Origin of the sequence: Streptobacillus canis (genome assembly GCF_009733925.1) — a bacterium.
GTDB lineage: Bacteria > Fusobacteriota > Fusobacteriia > Fusobacteriales > Leptotrichiaceae > Streptobacillus > Streptobacillus canis.
On the sequence record NZ_WOEI01000002.1, the window covers coordinates 88,358 to 105,725 of the forward strand.

Consider the following 17,368-nt stretch of genomic DNA (forward strand, 5'->3'; position numbering starts at 1 on the left):
GGAAAATATGTCAGAAGAAAATAAAGTAGATTATGCAGGAACGCTTAATTTACCTAAAACAAGCTTTAAAATGAAAGCGAATCTTGCACAAAAAGAACCTTTAACTATAAGAGATTGGGGAAAAAATAAGATATATGAAAAATCATTAGACAATGAAAAACCAATATTTTTCTTACATGATGGACCACCATATGCTAATGGTGATTTACATATAGGGCACGCAATAAACAAAGTGCTTAAAGATATAATTTTAAAATATAAGAGATTACAAGGATTTAATGCACCATATATACCAGGTTGGGATACACATGGATTACCTATAGAATGGAAAATGATACAAGATTTAGGTGAAAAAGCTAAAGAAATGTCCCCTTTAGAATTAAGAAATGCTTGTAAAAAATATGCATTAAAATCTGTAGAAAATCAAAAGAAAGATTTCGTTAGAATGGGAATCTTAGGAGATTGGGATAATCCATACATAACTTTAAATAAAGATTTTGAAGCAGAACAATTAAGAGTGTTTAGAGATATATATGAAAATGGATATGTATATAAAGGGTTAAAACCAGTTTATTGGTCACCAACTACAGAAACAGCTTTAGCTGAAGCTGAAATAGAATATAAAGATGTAGAATCAGATTCAATATATGTTAAGATGAGCTTAACTCTTGAATCTAATGAAAAATTAGGTGTAGAAGATGCATCTATGGTAATATGGACAACAACTCCATGGACTATACCTGCAAACTTAGCTATATCTTTAAATGAAGAATTTACATATGGAGTTTACAAAACTGAAAAAGGTAATTTAATATTAAATAAAACTTTAGCTGAAAGAGCGTTCGGAGAAATGAACTTAAGCTTTGAATTAGTTAAAGAAATACCTGGTAAAGATTTTGAAAGATTAACATATACTCACCCACTATATGGAAGAGAATCTATGTTAATATTAGGAGATCACGTTACTGAAGATGCAGGTACAGGATGTGTACATACTGCACCAGGGCACGGGGCTGATGACTATAACGTAGCACAAAAATATGGAATAGGAATCTTATCACCAGTTGATAATAAAGGTCACATGACACATGAAGCACCAGGTTATGAAGGATTATTCTACAAAAAAGCTAATAGTGCAATAATGGCAGATCTTGAAGAAAAAGGATATTTATTAGGACATAAAAAATTAGTTCACTCATATCCACATGACTGGAGAAGTAAAAAACCAGTAATATTTAGAGCAACAGAACAATGGTTCATAAAAGTTGATGGAGAAGTTAGAGAAAATGCATTAGACAGATTAAAAGAAGTTGAATTTGTACCTTCATGGGGAAGAAATAGAATTACTTCTATGATGGAAAATAGACCTGACTGGACTATATCTAGACAAAGAGTATGGGGAGTACCAATACCAATATTCTATAATGCAAAAACTAATGAAGTAATATATGAATCAGAAATAATGTCTAGAGTAATAGACTTAGTAGAAAAAGAAGGAACTGATATTTGGTGGAAATATTCTGCTGAAGAAATCATAGGAGAAGAATTACTTGTTAAACATAACTTAAAAGATGTTGAGTTAAGAAAAGAAAAATCTATACTTGATGTTTGGTTTGATTCAGGAGTTACTCATAGAGCGGTTTTAAGACCTAGAGGATATAACATAAGACCAGTAGACTTATACTTAGAAGGATCTGACCAACATAGAGGATGGTTCCAATCATCATTACTTACTTCAGTAGCCTCTACATTTGATGCACCATACAAAAAATTATTAACACATGGATTTGTTATGGATGGTCAAGGAAGAAAAATGTCTAAATCTTTAGGAAATACAATAACTCCAAAAGATATTATAGATGTACACGGAGCAGATATCTTAAGATTATGGGTTTCAAGTGTTGATTATAGAGAAGATGTTAGAATATCTGATAATATAATACAACAAATGGCAGATTCATACAGAAAAATAAGAAATACTGCAAGATACTTATTAGGTAACATAAATGATTTTGATAGAAAAAACAGAGTAGCTTATGAAGATATGTTTGAAATAGATAAATGGGCTATGCACAAATTAGAAGAATTAAAAGCTAAAGTTACTAAACATTATGATAATTATGAATTCTATTCATTATTCCAAGAAATCCTATATTTCTGTTCAGTAGAAATGTCTTCATTCTATCTTGATATAATCAAAGATAGATTATACTGTGAATATAAAGATTCAGTAGAAAGAAGATCAGCTCAAACAGTACTTGTAGATATCTTAGATGTATTAGTAAGAGTAATATCTCCAGTATTATCATTTACTGCAGAAGAAATCTGGGAAAGACTTGAATATGAAGGAAAAGAAGAAAGCGTACACTTAGCGACATGGGTTCAAGCGAAACCTGAACACTTAAATGAAGAACTTGCTAAAAAATGGCAAATCTTAGGAGAACTTAGAAAAGAAGTTAATAAGAAAATAGAAAAAGAAAGACAAAATGGATCTATAGGATTATCACTAGATGCTAGAGTATTAATAAAAGTAACTAATGATAAATATGAATTCATTAAAGAATATTCTAACTGGGATATCTCAGATATATTCTTAGTATCACAAGTTGAATTTACAAATACAGAAGAATTAGAAAAAACTGATTTAGAAGGATTTGAAGTTAAAGTTGTTAGAGCTTTAGGTAAAAAATGTGAAAGATGTTGGAAATATTCAGAAGAAGTTGGACAAGATCCAGAATTCCCAGATGTAACATTAAGAGATGCTAAAGTATTAAGAATGTTGAAAGGACAATAATATGCAATATATTTTGCTGACTTTACTGTATGTAGCTTTAGTATTTGGAGATCAACTTACTAAACAAGTTATGTATGTAGTGTCAAATGGACAAATTGGTTATTCTATACCAGTATTAGGAGATTTCTTTAAATTTACATATATAGAAAACCATGGTGGAGTATTTGGGCTTTTCCAAGGACATATTATAGTCTTTACTATAATCAGTTCTATATTAATTACATACATCCTATATACTGAATGGAAAAACTTTTTAAAAGCAGATTTAATAAAAAAAATTGCAATAATATTTATTGCAGCAGGAGCAACAGGAAATATGTTTGACAGATTCTTTAGAGGTTTTGTTATAGATATGATAGACTTCAGAGGAATCTGGCAATTCATATTTAACGTTGCCGATGTATATATACACATAGGAATATATATACTTGTATTAATATATATATTTAGAAAAGAAAAATAAGTATAAAGAAAGGGGAAAATACGATGTATTTTCAGGATATAATACTAACACTACAAAAATATTGGAGTGAACAAGGTTGTATAATAAGTAACCCATATGACGTAGAAACTGGAGCTGGAACATTTAATCCAGACACTTTCTTAATGTCACTTGGACCAGAACCATGGAATGTTGCTTATGTTGAACCATCAAGAAGACCTAAAGATGGAAGATATGGACAAAATCCAAATAGAGTGTATCAACATCATCAGTTTCAAGTAATAATGAAACCATCACCAGATAATATACAGGAACTTTACTTAAAGAGTTTAGAAGCTTTAGGTATAGATGTTAAAAATCATGATATAAGATTTGTTGAGGATAACTGGGAATCTCCAACTCTAGGAGCTTGGGGACTTGGTTGGGAAGTATGGTTAGATGGTATGGAAATTACACAATTTACTTACTTCCAACAAGTAGGAGGAATAGAAGTAGATATTACTCCATCTGAAATTACTTATGGACTTGAAAGAATAGCCCTATACTTACAAAATAAAGAAAATGTTTATGATTTAGAGTGGACTAAAGGTGTTAAATATGGTGAAAGAAGATTCCAATACGAATATGAAATGAGTAAATATAGTTTTGAAGTAAGTGATTCAGCTATGAACTTTACTCTATTTGATATGTATGAAAAAGAAGCTAATAACTGTATTAACCATAAATTAGTACTACCTGCATATGACTATGTATTAAAATGTTCACATACATTTAATAATCTTGATGCAAGAGGAGCTATTTCTACTACAGAAAGAATGTCATACATTTTAAGAGTTAGAGATTTAGCTAAAAAATGTGCTGAAATATTTGTTAAAACTCGTGAAGAGTTAGGACATCCACTTTTAAAAAAAGGGGGAGATAAATAATGAGATTTCTATTTGAAATAGGAGTTGAAGAACTACCTTCAAGATATGTTGATAAAGCTAGTGATGATTTACTAGAAATATTCAAAAAAGAATTAACTGAAGCAAGAATAGAATTTTCTGGAGAAAAGAAATTTAATTCTCCAAGAAGAATGGCAATATATTTTGAAAATATTGCTGATATGCAAAAAGACTTTTATGAAAAGAAAACTGGTCCATCTACAACAGTAGCATATAAAGATGGAGTATTAACTAAAGCTGCACTTGGATTTTTAAATTCTCAAAATTTAACTGAAGAAGATTTAAAAATAGAAAAAACAGATAAAGGTGAATACATTTATGTTGAGAAAAACCTAAAAGGTGTAGAAACTATAAAAGTATTACCAGAATTAATGGAAAATGCTATTAAATCACTTGATTTTGATAAAACTATGAAATGGAGTGATAGAACATTTAGATTTGCAAGACCTATTAAATGGATAGTTGCAACTTTAGATGATAAAGTAGTAGATTTCTCTTTTGAAGGAATACATGCAGGTAATGTTTCAAGAGGAATGAGACTATTTGGAAGTCAAGAAGTATTAATTTCTGATAGTAGAAATTATGAAAAAGCATTATTAAAAGAATTTGTAGTAGTAGATCCAGTTAAAAGACGTGAAATGATACTTGAAAGTGTTAAAAATAACTGTGAAAATGATGGAGATAAAGTAATAATTAATAAATATCTTTTAGATGAAGTAGTAAACCTTGTTGAATATCCTTATGCAATTAAAGGTGAATTTAATAAAGATTATTTAGAATTACCTGAAGACATCATTACTATAACTATGGAAACACACCAAAGATATTTCCCAGTTAAGAGTTCAGATGGTAAATTAACTAACAAATTTGTACTTGTTAGAAATGCTCCTGAATATTCAGAACTAGTTAAAAAAGGAAATGAAAAAGTTATAGAACCAAGACTTGCAGATGCTAAATTCTTCTTTGATGAAGATTTAAAAGTTAAACTTGCAGATAACGTAGAAAAACTTAAAAACGTAACGTTCCAAAAAGATATGGGAACTATATTTGAAAAAATGGAAAGAAGTCAAAAGATTGCTAAATATTTAATTGAAAAATTAAATTTAGGAAATGCTGAAGATATCTTAAGAACTATATTCTTATCTAAAGCAGATCTTGTAAGTAATGTAATTAATGAAAAAGAATTTACTAAACTACAAGGATTTATGGGTTCAGTTTATGCTGAAAAAGAAGGAGAAAAAGCAGAAGTTGCTAAGGGTATTTTTGAACACTACTTACCTAGATTCCAAGGAGATATCTTGCCTGAAACTATAGAAGGAACTATAGCTTCTATAGCAGATAAATTAGATACTTTAGTTGGAGCTTTCTCTGTAAACTTAATACCTACAAGTTCTAAAGATCCATATGCTTTAAGACGTGCTACTAATGGATTACTATTAACAGCATTCAATAAAGGATTAAATATTGATTATGTAGAATTAGTAAACAAAGCTCTAGAAATATTTGGAAGTGACAAGAAAATATTAAATGAAAATGCTAAAGAAAATATTTTAGAATTTGTTAAACAAAGACTAGAAGGTATATTAGCAACAGACTTTAGTAAGAACTTAATTTCTTATCAAATTAATAATGTTACATCAATTATGGATTTAAAAGAAAGATTAACTACACTTGCAGGACTTGAAAAAGGTGAAAACTTTGAAATATTAATTAACCTAATTAAGAGATTAAAAAATATTTCTAAAGAAGTAAGTTCATCAGTAGATACTTCTTTATTTGAAAATGAAGAAGAAAAATCCCTATATTTATTATCTCAAAATTTAAGTGGAGAGTTTAAAGATATAGATATGCTACTTGATAAAAAAGATGTAATTAATAACTTCTTTGAAAAAGTAATAATTAATGTTAAAGAAGAGGCTGTAAAAAATAATAGAATAGCCTTAATAAATGAAGTTTTAAGTAAAGTAAATAAACTAATACAAGTATAAAGTTTAAGGAGGAGAAATGAAAAAATTGCTTATGCTTATAGCTTTAATTGGAGTAGTTTCTTCTCCAATTGAACTTAAAAAAGAAATAAATATATTTGAAGATGAAGAAATAGTAAAAAAATACATTAATCATTTAGAAGATATTGATGTTGAAGATTATTCTCCATATATTAATACTTCTGAATTGATTTCTGAAGGAAATGAACCCAATAACAATGTTATAGACTCTGCAAGTAACGAAGAGTTTGATATAGAAAATCCGTTTAAAGTTACTAAGAATTTTGATTTTGATGTAAAGAATTTAAAGGACATTATTAAGAAAGATTTATCTAATGAATTATCAGTTAAAATAGATAAGAATATTTTAGATTTAACTATGGATAGTACTTCTATGGGAGCCCTATTCTTTGATGGTAATAATGACTTAAATAAGCTTAATAATTTCAAAAAAGATTTAGTTGATTTTGCTAATGATAAGATCAATATGTATGGTGAATTAGTAAAAGGTGAATTTGTAAATAATGACAAAAATGCAGAAGTATATAATAATGTTATTGAGTTTGAATTAGAGTAGGGAGGTTATTGTGGAAAATAGATTTGTTGATTTAAACGAAATGTTAGAAGATTATGAAATAAGTAATGAGATAAATTCTTTAAGACCACAGCTATTTAAAGACTATATAGGTCAAGAAGATTTGAAAGAGACTCTAAGTATCTCAATAAAAGCAGCTAAAATTAGACAGGAGGCATTAGATCACATTCTTTTATTTGGGCCTCCAGGTTTAGGTAAAACTACTATGGCTACTGTAATTGCTAATGAAATGGGGACTAATATTAAAATTACATCTGGACCAGTTTTAGAAAAAGCTGGAGATTTAGTATCTATACTTACTACACTAGAAGATGGAGATGTCCTATTCATAGACGAAATACATAGATTAAGTACTAATATAGAAGAAATACTTTATTCAGCTATGGAAGATTTTAAAGTAGATATAATGCTTGGGAAAGGGCATGGTGCTACTAGTTATAGGGTAGAACTTAAAAGATTTACTTTAATAGGAGCTACTACTATGGCAGGAAAGCTTTCAAAACCATTTAAAGATAGATTTGGAATACAACATAGAATGAATTTCTACACTACAGAAGAATTAATGAAAATAATTTCAAGATCTGCAAGTATTTTAGGAGTTGAATGTGTAGAAAATTCTTTAAGAGATATAGCTTTAAGAAGTAGAGGAACACCAAGACTAGCAAATAGAGTATTAAAAAGATCTAGAGATTATGCTACTGTAAATGGTAATGGTATTATAAACGATGAAATAATGAGAGAAGTAATTAGAATACTTAAAGTAGATGAAAGAGGTCTTGATGAGATGGATAGAAGTCTACTTAGAGCAATAATAGTAAACTATGGTGGAGGACCAGTAGGAGTAGAAACTCTAGCAACTCATTTAGGCGAAGATAGAAAGACCATAGAAGAAGTATATGAACCATATTTAATACAGCTTGGATTACTAAAAGTAAGTCTTAGAGGTAGGGAAGTAACAGATTTAGCCTATAGCCATATGGGACTTGAAAAGAGGTAGTATGTTAACAGTAATAGCAGATAAAGTTATGGGAGATATTGTAGAGATATCTGAAGTAACTGAAATAAATCATATTAAAAATGTATTTAGATTAAAAGAAAATGATGAAGTAAGAGTTATAGATTTTGAATATGAGTATAAAGGAATAATAAAGGAAATTAATAAAAAAAATATATTAATTAGTATATCTTATAAAAAAGAAGATATTTATTCTTTACCTTTTAACTTAGATTTAGCTATAGGATTACTTAAGAATGAAAAAATGAAGCTATTAATACAAAAATTAACAGAATTAGGTATTAGAAACATTATTCCATTAAAGACAGAAAGAGTAGTTGTTAAAATCAATGAAAAGAAGGAAAAATGGGATTTAGTAGTTAGAGAAAGCATGAAACAATGTAGAGCTATAAAAAAAACTAACGTAGAAATACTTAATGAAATTGAAAGAATAAAATATGAAAACTATGATAAAATTATATATGGATATGAAAGTAGTGAATCTTCACTTAATTTAAAAGATGTAATTAAGAAGGAAGATGAAAACATACTATTAATAATAGGACCTGAAGGTGGGTTTGCACTTGAAGAAGTGGAATTTTTAAAATCTCGTGGTGCTATTGAAATTAGTTTAGGTAAAAGAATACTTAGAGCAGAGACTGCAGCTATAGTCCTTGCAGGAAGTATAATAAATATAAAAGAGTAAAAAGGAAGGTAAATATGAAAAAGAATTTAACAATATTTTTAATATTATTAGCATTAGTTTCTTGTGGAACTAAAACAATGACAGAAATAGAAGGAAATAAAATAGTAAGAGTAGATAATACATATTACTTACACTATAACGATACAGTTATTAAATTAACTGAAGATACATATATTACAAAAGACAAAAAAGTTGGAGATTACTTCAAAGGCTCATTCTTTAGTAATGAAGAAGATGATTTCTTAGTTGATTTAAAGAAATACTTCCCACATGGATTTAATGGAATACAAGAAGGAGAAGCTCCAAAGAGCTTTTCTGAAATGCCGTTATTATCTTTAGGAGAAAAGAAAATAATAGATGCAATAGCATTATCAAAAGATTTATCAAGCAAAAATCCAGATCTTTTAATTGCTAAAGATGAAACTAAAGATGAAGAGAAAAAAGAAGAAAATAAAGCTGAAGTTAAAGAAGTTAATTTAACTGGTAAAAAATTAGCCATATTAAATGCTAATGGTATAGATGGTTATGCAAGAAGATTAGGAGAGAGCTTAAAAGCAACTTTAGGAGTAGAAGCTTTATCTGAAAATTATGGTAAATCAGAAAACTTAACTTATGTAATTAACCATAAATTAAGTCCTGAAGAATTAGATAAATTAGTAAATACTTTAAATATTAAATATATTAAAGTGCAAAACAATCCAGATTTAAAAGCAGATCAAGATGTAGTATTAATTACAGGTAATGATGCAAATGTTAACTATGCTATAGAAATCTTATCTAAAGGTGGATTAAAAGATGTAGAAAATATGTTAACAGGATATACTGTAACAACTAAAACTGAAGCTAAATACAATAATGAAGATATTAAAGATGAAACTATTATCATGTATAATCCAGAAGATGTATTTATAGCTAAAAAAGTATTAGGATTATTACCTAATGCAACATTAAAAGAAAATGCAAGCATAAGTGGAAAATTAATAATAACAACTAAATAAGGAGAAATATGGAAGACATAGTAAAAGTAGTAATAGATGCAATAGAAGATAAAAAAGGACTAGATATTAAAGTTTATGATTTAAGAGGAAAATCACCTTTCTTTGATTACTCTATACTTTGTACAGGATCATCAACTAGAAACGTTGATGCTATAGTTCAAGAATTAAAGAAAGCTATGCCAGTAGTTAAAGGTATAGAAGGACAAGAAGAAGCAAACTGGGTATTAATTGATGGTGGAGATGTACTTGTAAGCGTATTTACAAGAGATGCTAGAAATTATTACAAATTAGACGAATTTTATGAAAGTGTTTAAAAATAATGAGAATATTAGATATAGAGGATAAGAGTAAAAGAGCTTCAGCTTTTCTATTCATAGTATTTCTAATATTTTTGGGATTAGTTTTAAGACTATATAACTTACAGATAACAAATAGTAATCTTTATCAAAATAGAGCAGCTAGAAACAGTTTAAGAACAAATACTATTAAGCCTGTTAGAGGAAAAATTTATGATAAGGATGGAGAACTTCTAGTAAGTAATACTACAGGTTATCATCTAATACATAAGGAAAGCCAAAATATCTCTCAGGATGAGGCTGAATTACTTAAAAAAGTATATGGAAAAACAGATGCTGAAAGAGAACAAATGTTTTCTAATTTAGGTAAGAAGTCAAAGGCTAAACTAGAAGAAATATATTTAGATAGTTTAGATATGATGAAATTAACTAATATAGAATACGATGATATTATAAACAAATTCTATAAAGTGCTTCCTATAGGATTTGATAAAGTAATTATTATAGATGAAGATTTAGATTCAGAAAGTGCTCTTGTAGGTGTTGAAAAAATAACTAATCCACGTATAGATATTTTAGAATATGATAAGAGATATTATCATAAACATGAGATAGCATCTCATGTGATAGGAAATGTTAAGCTTATTAGTGAAAAAGAGTATGAAGAACTAAAAGATAAAGGTTTTGAAAAAGATGACCTTGTAGGTAAAGATGGAATAGAAAAAACATATAATGTGGAACTTAAAGGAAGTTCTGGTAAAGAATTTGTTGAAGTAGATGCAAGAGGTAATGTACTTAATAAACTAGATGAAGAAAAAGCAGTACCAGGGAAAAATATTTATCTTTCAATAGATTATGATTTACAACAATATATGACTGATAATTTTAAAGGTAAAATAGGTACATTTATAGCAATTGACGTAAAAACTGGTAAGGTACTAACATATGTTAGTTATCCTGAAGTGGATTTAAATGTATTAAGCTCAAGAATAAGTAAAACTGATTGGGATAATTTGTTAAATTCACCTAAGAGACCTTTATTAAATAGAGGTATAGCAGGATTATTCCCGCCAGGATCTACAGCAAAAATTGCAAGTGGATTAGCAATTATAGAAAATGGAATTTCACCATATGATACTATGTATTCAAACGGAGAATTTACATATGGTAAAGTAACATTTAGAGATTCAAATAGAAGTGGACATGGAGTGACTAATTTCTTTAAAGCTATAGCTGAATCAGTAAATACATATTATTACCAAAATATATTAAGAATTAATAGAGATAAATATTTTGAAGTAGCAAAAGATTTTGGTATAGGAGAATTAACAGAAGTTGATCTTCCAGGTGAAGTTGCTGGAGTATTACCTACACCAGAATGGAAGAAGAAAAAATTTAAATCTGCCATAGATCAAAAATGGTTACCTGGAGATTTAATCAATATGTCTATAGGACAAGGATATATGCTTATGACTCCAATGCAAGTATTGATGATGTATCAAGCAGTTGCTAATGATGGAGTAATGGTTAAACCTACTTTTGTTGACTATTTTGAAACAGCAGATGGAATAAAAGAAACTAAAGAAACAGAAGTTTTAAGAAAATTAAATATTAAAGATGAAAATATTAAGAATATGCAAAAAGCTTTAAGAATGACAGTTACAGAAGGTACTGCAAAAGCTTTAAACTCACTTCCAGTGCCAGTTTCTGCAAAAACAGGAACAGCACAAAATAGGAATGAAGCCCATCACTCATGGATGGCAGGATATTTCCCTAGTGATAATCCTCAAATAGCCTTTGTTGCTCTTGTTGAGCAAGGAGGATATGGAGCAGTAGAAGCAGGAGGAAGAGTTTACGAATTCATTTCTAAATATTATGAATTAAAAGGAGTAAATTAATGAAAGAACATTTTATTAATCTCTTAAAATTATCAGATATACCAATGTCTGATGATATACTTGATAAATTAATGATATATCTTGAAATGCTTATAGAAAAAAATAAGGTGATGAATCTTACAGCTATAAGAGATGAAAAGGATATGATAGAAAAGCATTTTATAGATGCCCTATTACTTACTAAAGTAATAAAAGAAGATGAAAAGAAATTAATAGACTTAGGAACAGGTGCTGGATTTCCAGGACTTGTTCTTGCTATATATTATCCAGAAAAAAATTTCTTACTTGTTGATTCAGTAAAGAAAAAAGTTGCATTCTTAGTTGAGGTTATAGAAGCTTTAAATCTTAAGAATGTTAAAACTAGTAGTGAAAGAGCTGAAGAGATAGTTAAGAAATATAGAGAAAAATTTGATACGGCACTTTGTAGAGGTGTTGCAAACTTAAGAATAATACTTGAATATATGATACCATTTGTTAAAAGTGGTGGAAGATTCCTACCTCAAAAACTTAATTTAAATGAAGTAGAAGAATCTAGTAATGCTCTTAAAGTTTTAAACTCAACTATAGAACAAATACATAAATTTAATTTGCCATTATGTCAAGATGAGAGAATCATACTTGAAATAAAGAAGAATAACAAAACAAGCCTGGAATATCCAAGAGCAGTAGGAGTACCAAGTAAAAAACCGTTATAAGGAGGTCTGAACTATGAATTACAAAGGATTAAAAAGAAGTTTATCTGTAATGTTACCACTATCTTTACTTGTAGTTGGTGCAAAAAGTTATGTTAATACAGATATGTTTGAGTCACATTTAAAATCCTTATTAAATAATGTATTTAAAATAAAAGTAGATTATTCAGACTTAAAATTAAATGGTTTATCTGAAGTTGAAATAAAAGATTTAAGACTTCAAACTCAAGATGGTATAGAAGTAATAGCAGTTGATTTAGCAAAAGCTAAAATTAACCTATTTACACCTACTAGAATATCAGACGTAGAATTAATTAGGGGTAAAGTATTACTTGAAAGAAATGATAATAAGATAAATCTTGAAAATATTTTACCAGAACAAAAGAAAACAGATTATAGAAGATTATCTTCAATTAATAATCTTGTATTCAAAGATGTTACACTTACATTTAGAGATAATACTTTTAGTAGACCTATAGAAAAAATAATTAAGGATGTAGACGGGTATTTAATTAATAGCTTACAAACATCACTTGATTTAGAAGCAGTAGGTACTACTGATGGAAATAACATTAAAGATGGAGAACAAATAAAAATAAATATTAAACTAGATTCAAATCAAGATAAAAATGTTTTTGATTTATTCTCTAATAAAGCTTATGAAGAACAAAAGAAAGAAAAAATAAAGTTCAATTTTGACTTTAGAAATGTTGATGTGACTAAAGACCTTTTCCAATATGTGCCTATAGAAAATATTGTTTCAGTACAAAAAGGAAAGGTTAATGGTTTACTTGAAATAGCTGAAAATGATGATAAAAAACTTGAATTTTATGGAAAATTAGATATTAAAGAAGCTGATGTTAAATATTCAGACTATAAAGATATAATTAGAAATGCAAATAGTACTGTAAGATTTAATAAATATGATATAGATCTTAATGGAAATGCAAAAGTAGATGATGGAAATCTTGATTTGGGTATTAAATTTAATGTAGATAATAATAAGCTAAATGTAAAAGCAAAAGTAGATGATGTATATTATTCTACTTTAAAGAAATATTCATTAATAGAAAAAATGAATATAGATGGTAAATCAGATAAAGTATTTGGAGATATAGATTTAGAAATAGCTTTAAAAGATAAAGAATTTGATATTGAAAAATTTGATGGTAAGGTTAAAACTAAATACTTAAATGCTTTTGGTAGTGATTTTACTAATGTAGATTTAAACTTTAAATTAAAAGAAAAGAATATAATAAATATTGATGCTAAAAATTTAAATTTAAGCAAAAAAATAGATGATGAGATAGAACTTGATGAATTAATAAATGCAGATTTTGATTTAAATGTAAAAAATATTACAGGTAAAGGTAAATTTGATATACAAAATAGAAGTAAATTTATTAACCTGAATAAAATAAATGGGGATGTTGAAGTTAAGGAAAACAAAGATGTAGTGGTTAACTTTAATGAGAATAATATATCAGGAAAACTTGCATATGATAATAAAAATGAGCAAGTAAAGGTATCAACTAAGGCTAAAGCATCAATTAATGTTAAATATAAAGGTAATGACCTTGATATTAAAGCAAATGTAAATAATCTAACTTATTCACTTGAGAAAAAAGATTTTGTGGGTGGAAATGCAGATGTATTTGCAAAATCTAATGATAGAAAATATTTTAATGATTTAGATGTAAAATTAGATGTTAAAAATGGTGTATATAATATTAATGCTAATGCAAGAACTGATGAAGGTAATGTAAGTATTAACAGTCATAGTTGTAAAGCATTAAATCATGCATATACTTTGCATGGACATAATTTTGATTTAATAGCATATATGAAAAAATTAGGAATAAAAAATCTAGATGATGTAGAGGGACAAAGACAAAATTTCATAGCCAATATATTAGCTAAAAATCTTAAAAATGCTCTGATGTTATCATTAGATGTAAATAATCCAATTAATATTAAATATAAAGAGAATAAATTAGGTATAAAACCTAAACTTAAAAATGTAATATATGATTTTAAAGCAAGAACTGTAACATCAGGAGATATAGACTTAGGTGTTAATGGTGATGGAAGTATATTTGATAATGTACATGCTAATGTAAATATTGGTAAAAATGGATATAAAGTAAATTCTATAGTTAGTATAAAAGATGGTAAGTTATCTATATCTGGAAATACTACAAAAGATTTCTTACATTCATATAACATAACAGGAGAAAAGGTTGATATATTAGAAATTGGAAAAGGTTTAGGATATGTCAATAAAGATATAGAAGAAACTATGCCACTTGACTTTACTACTAAAGTTAATGGAGGTTTTGATAATTTAACAGGGGATATTCATATTACAAGTCCTTATGGTGGATATATAGCTGAATATGAAAACCTAGTTTTAGATGGTAAGATTAATAATCTAAAAGAATTTGATATGGATTTAGATTTAAATATGGATGAATTATGGATTAAATATCAAAGATTCTTAGATGTTAAATCTAAAGTTAAAATTAGAAAAGAAGATATAGAAGTTGAAGAATTTGGTAATGATAAACTTAAAGTTAAAGGTACATATAACCTAAATAGTAGAGAGGTTGATTTAAAATCTAACTTAAATGCATATAATATCTACTCAACTTTTGGACCTGATATAGATTTATTAGTTAATAACTTAAACTTTAATGTTAATGGGCCTATAGATGATTTAAATGGTAATATTTCTGTTGAAAAATCACCGGTATTATTAAATAAAAAGCAAATATCTGATTTTGTAATGAATGGTAATATAGTAAATAACAAAGTTAACTTAAATGAGATGAAAGTTAGAGACTATAACATAAGTGGATATTATGATATTAGAGAGAAAAACTATGATATTAATGTAGCTCTTAAAGAAGATAATATTCAAGAGCTAATAGATATTAATGATTTAAAACTTAATGTAAATTCTAATCTAAATCTTAAGGGAACATTTGAAAATACAGATATTACAGGTAGATTAGATATAGATAATTTAAGCTATAAAGAATACAAAATACCTAAGATATATTTAGATTTAAATCATAAAAATACAGATATATTTAATGTAACTAAGACAGGTATATTAGATATTAACAGTTTTGAAATAAAAGACGGTAATAACAAAGAAGTATTTAAGTTTAATGATAGTTTTGATCTAGCTAACTTAAATATAGACTATAACATAAATAATAAAGAAATAGATTTAGAAAAGATAACTATATTAAATCCTGAAACATATAAAGGTAAATTAATCCTTGATTTAATACTAAGACATAATCAAGCAGAAACATTTGGATCTTTAAATGTTAAGAGTGATAATTTAGCATTAAATAATTTAAAAGTAACAGATGTTAATTTAGATGTGCAAGGAAATGATAAAGGTATAAATATTTCTGAGGCATACTTAGAATATGAAAATAATCCATTCCTATTAGATGGATATGCTTCATATCCATTAAATGACTATAATTTCAATCTATTAGCTAATGATTTTAACTTAAAATTCTTAGAAATTAGTGATAAAATTAAAGAGTCTAGCGGTATAGCTAATTTAAATCTATACTTGAAGAAAAATTTAGTACAAGGTAATATTAATATAGATAATTTCTCACTTAAAACTACAGATGATATTGCTAACTTAAATAGAATAAATGCAGATATAGATCTTAAGAATAAGACTATTACATTAAATGGTTTAAGTGGTAATGCAAATGGTGGAAACTTCAGTATTTTAGGTAAGTTAGATTTACCAGAAATTGCTGATGATTTCGTAACATCTAAGAAACTTAAGATGGGACCTATAGAAGTAAATACTAAGATGGATAATGTAAATCTTAAATATGCAGGAAATAATTTAAGAGTTACAAGTGATGTTAAGATAGAAAATAATAAGATATTTGGTAATGTAATATTAAACGATGGAAATATTGTAAATATAGCTCCATTTATTAATAACAATACACAAAGCTCTAAGACTAAGTTAACTAATGTTAATGACTACTTCACAGAACTTAAGAATCAAATAATAAAAAATGTAATTAATCAACACATCTTAGATGTGTCACTTGAAACTGAAAAAGATATTAATATCAATATTCCATCAGTAGCAGGGGTAGTTAAAGACATTAAAGGAAGTGCTTTTGGAAATGCTAGAGTTGCATTTGATAGATCTAATTTATCAGTATACTCTGATTTAAGTGTAAACAAAGGAGAATTTGTATTAAATGGGCATAAATTTAAAGTTGAAGAAGCTGTTGTTAAGTTCCCAGGAAGCTTAGATCCTAGTATAGACTTTAAAGCATATACTAATGTTGGTGGAGATAATATACAAGTTAAAATAACAGGAACACTTAATAATAAAGTTATTGAACTTAGTTCAGAGCAAGGGAAAGATACTAATGAAATATTAGGAATTATTGCTTTTGATGAAGAAGGTGGAGTAATAGATATTGAAAAGATTAAAGCTTCTAATATAGTTGGTAAAGCATTCTCATCAGCTTTAAATAACTTATTATTCTCAGCATTTACGAATAAAGTAAGTTCAACTTTAGGAATTAATGATTTTAAGATTAAAGCTAACTTTGATGCTAAAAATAGTTTAGAATTTACTGATATAATAAACAATACGACTACAACTTTCTATATCAATGACCAATTCTTTGATATTAGTAATCTTTATTGGAATGCTGAACTTACAGTTCCATTTGATTTAAAAATAGATAGTATTAAGAATAAACTTAAATATAATCTATGGTTAAATTACTTCTTGAAAAAAGGAATATCTACTACAGCAGGTATTAAGAGTCCTATAGATGTTTCTACAAGTAAGACAGGAAATGCAACGTTCTATACAGGGTTACAATATGATAATAGATATGGAACATTTGTGGATATTGTTGATGATTTATCTACTTTATTTAAGAAAAGACAAGTACTTCAGAATAAAGAAAAAATAGAAAAAGAAGTTGATGTAAATATGAATAAGTAGAAAA

Annotated in this window: 12 protein-coding genes; all 12 read left to right on the forward strand. The window is 27.2% G+C overall.

Annotated features, from left to right (window positions below):
• Window positions 1-7: 7 nt before the first annotated feature.
• From ileS to GM111_RS01445, 12 genes are read left to right on the forward strand one after another with little or no spacing between them, the layout of a single operon-like run.
• Entirely contained in the window at window positions 8-2,794 is a 2,787-nt protein-coding gene (gene ileS / locus GM111_RS01390; protein ID WP_156299103.1) for an isoleucine--tRNA ligase, read from the forward strand.
• A gap of 1 nt (window position 2,795) precedes the next feature.
• Window positions 2,796-3,257, forward strand: a complete 462-nt coding sequence (lspA, locus tag GM111_RS01395; protein ID WP_156299104.1) for a signal peptidase II — start codon at window positions 2,796-2,798, stop codon at window positions 3,255-3,257.
• Window positions 3,258-3,280: 23 nt separating this feature from the next.
• Window positions 3,281-4,162 carry a glycine--tRNA ligase subunit alpha gene (glyQ, locus tag GM111_RS01400; protein WP_067322790.1) on the forward strand — a complete coding sequence of 294 codons (882 nt, stop codon included), beginning with the start codon at window positions 3,281-3,283 and terminating at the stop codon, window positions 4,160-4,162.
• On the forward strand, window positions 4,162-6,168 hold the full coding sequence (gene glyS / locus GM111_RS01405) for a glycine--tRNA ligase subunit beta (protein ID WP_156299105.1): 2,007 nt from the start codon (window positions 4,162-4,164) through the stop codon (window positions 6,166-6,168). The genes glyQ and glyS overlap by 1 nt, the downstream gene beginning before the upstream one ends.
• Window positions 6,169-6,184: 16 nt before the next feature.
• Window positions 6,185-6,742, forward strand: a complete 558-nt coding sequence (locus GM111_RS01410) for a hypothetical protein (protein WP_156299106.1) — start codon at window positions 6,185-6,187, stop codon at window positions 6,740-6,742.
• A gap of 40 nt (window positions 6,743-6,782) precedes the next feature.
• A complete protein-coding gene (gene ruvB / locus GM111_RS01415; RefSeq protein WP_156299133.1) occupies window positions 6,783-7,757 on the forward strand; it encodes a Holliday junction branch migration DNA helicase RuvB in 975 nt (324 codons plus the stop codon).
• A gap of 1 nt (window position 7,758) precedes the next feature.
• Window positions 7,759-8,460, forward strand: a complete 702-nt coding sequence (locus GM111_RS01420; RefSeq protein ID WP_156299107.1) for an RsmE family RNA methyltransferase — start codon at window positions 7,759-7,761, stop codon at window positions 8,458-8,460.
• Window positions 8,461-8,474: 14 nt separating this feature from the next.
• Entirely contained in the window at window positions 8,475-9,458 is a 984-nt protein-coding gene (locus tag GM111_RS01425) for a LytR C-terminal domain-containing protein (protein WP_156299108.1), read from the forward strand.
• Window positions 9,459-9,466: 8 nt separating this feature from the next.
• Window positions 9,467-9,772, forward strand: a complete 306-nt coding sequence (gene rsfS, locus GM111_RS01430) for a ribosome silencing factor (protein WP_156299109.1) — start codon at window positions 9,467-9,469, stop codon at window positions 9,770-9,772.
• 5 nt (window positions 9,773-9,777) lie between these two features.
• Window positions 9,778-11,652, forward strand: coding sequence for a penicillin-binding protein 2 (gene mrdA, locus GM111_RS01435; protein ID WP_156299110.1), 1,875 nt, complete (start codon window positions 9,778-9,780; stop codon window positions 11,650-11,652).
• Window positions 11,652-12,347 carry a 16S rRNA (guanine(527)-N(7))-methyltransferase RsmG gene (rsmG, locus tag GM111_RS01440; RefSeq protein WP_156299111.1) on the forward strand — a complete coding sequence of 232 codons (696 nt, stop codon included), beginning with the start codon at window positions 11,652-11,654 and terminating at the stop codon, window positions 12,345-12,347. Before mrdA ends, rsmG begins: the two co-directional genes overlap by 1 nt.
• A 13-nt stretch (window positions 12,348-12,360) precedes the next feature.
• On the forward strand, window positions 12,361-17,364 hold the full coding sequence (locus GM111_RS01445; protein ID WP_156299112.1) for a translocation/assembly module TamB domain-containing protein: 5,004 nt from the start codon (window positions 12,361-12,363) through the stop codon (window positions 17,362-17,364).
• Window positions 17,365-17,368: the final 4 nt, after the last annotated feature.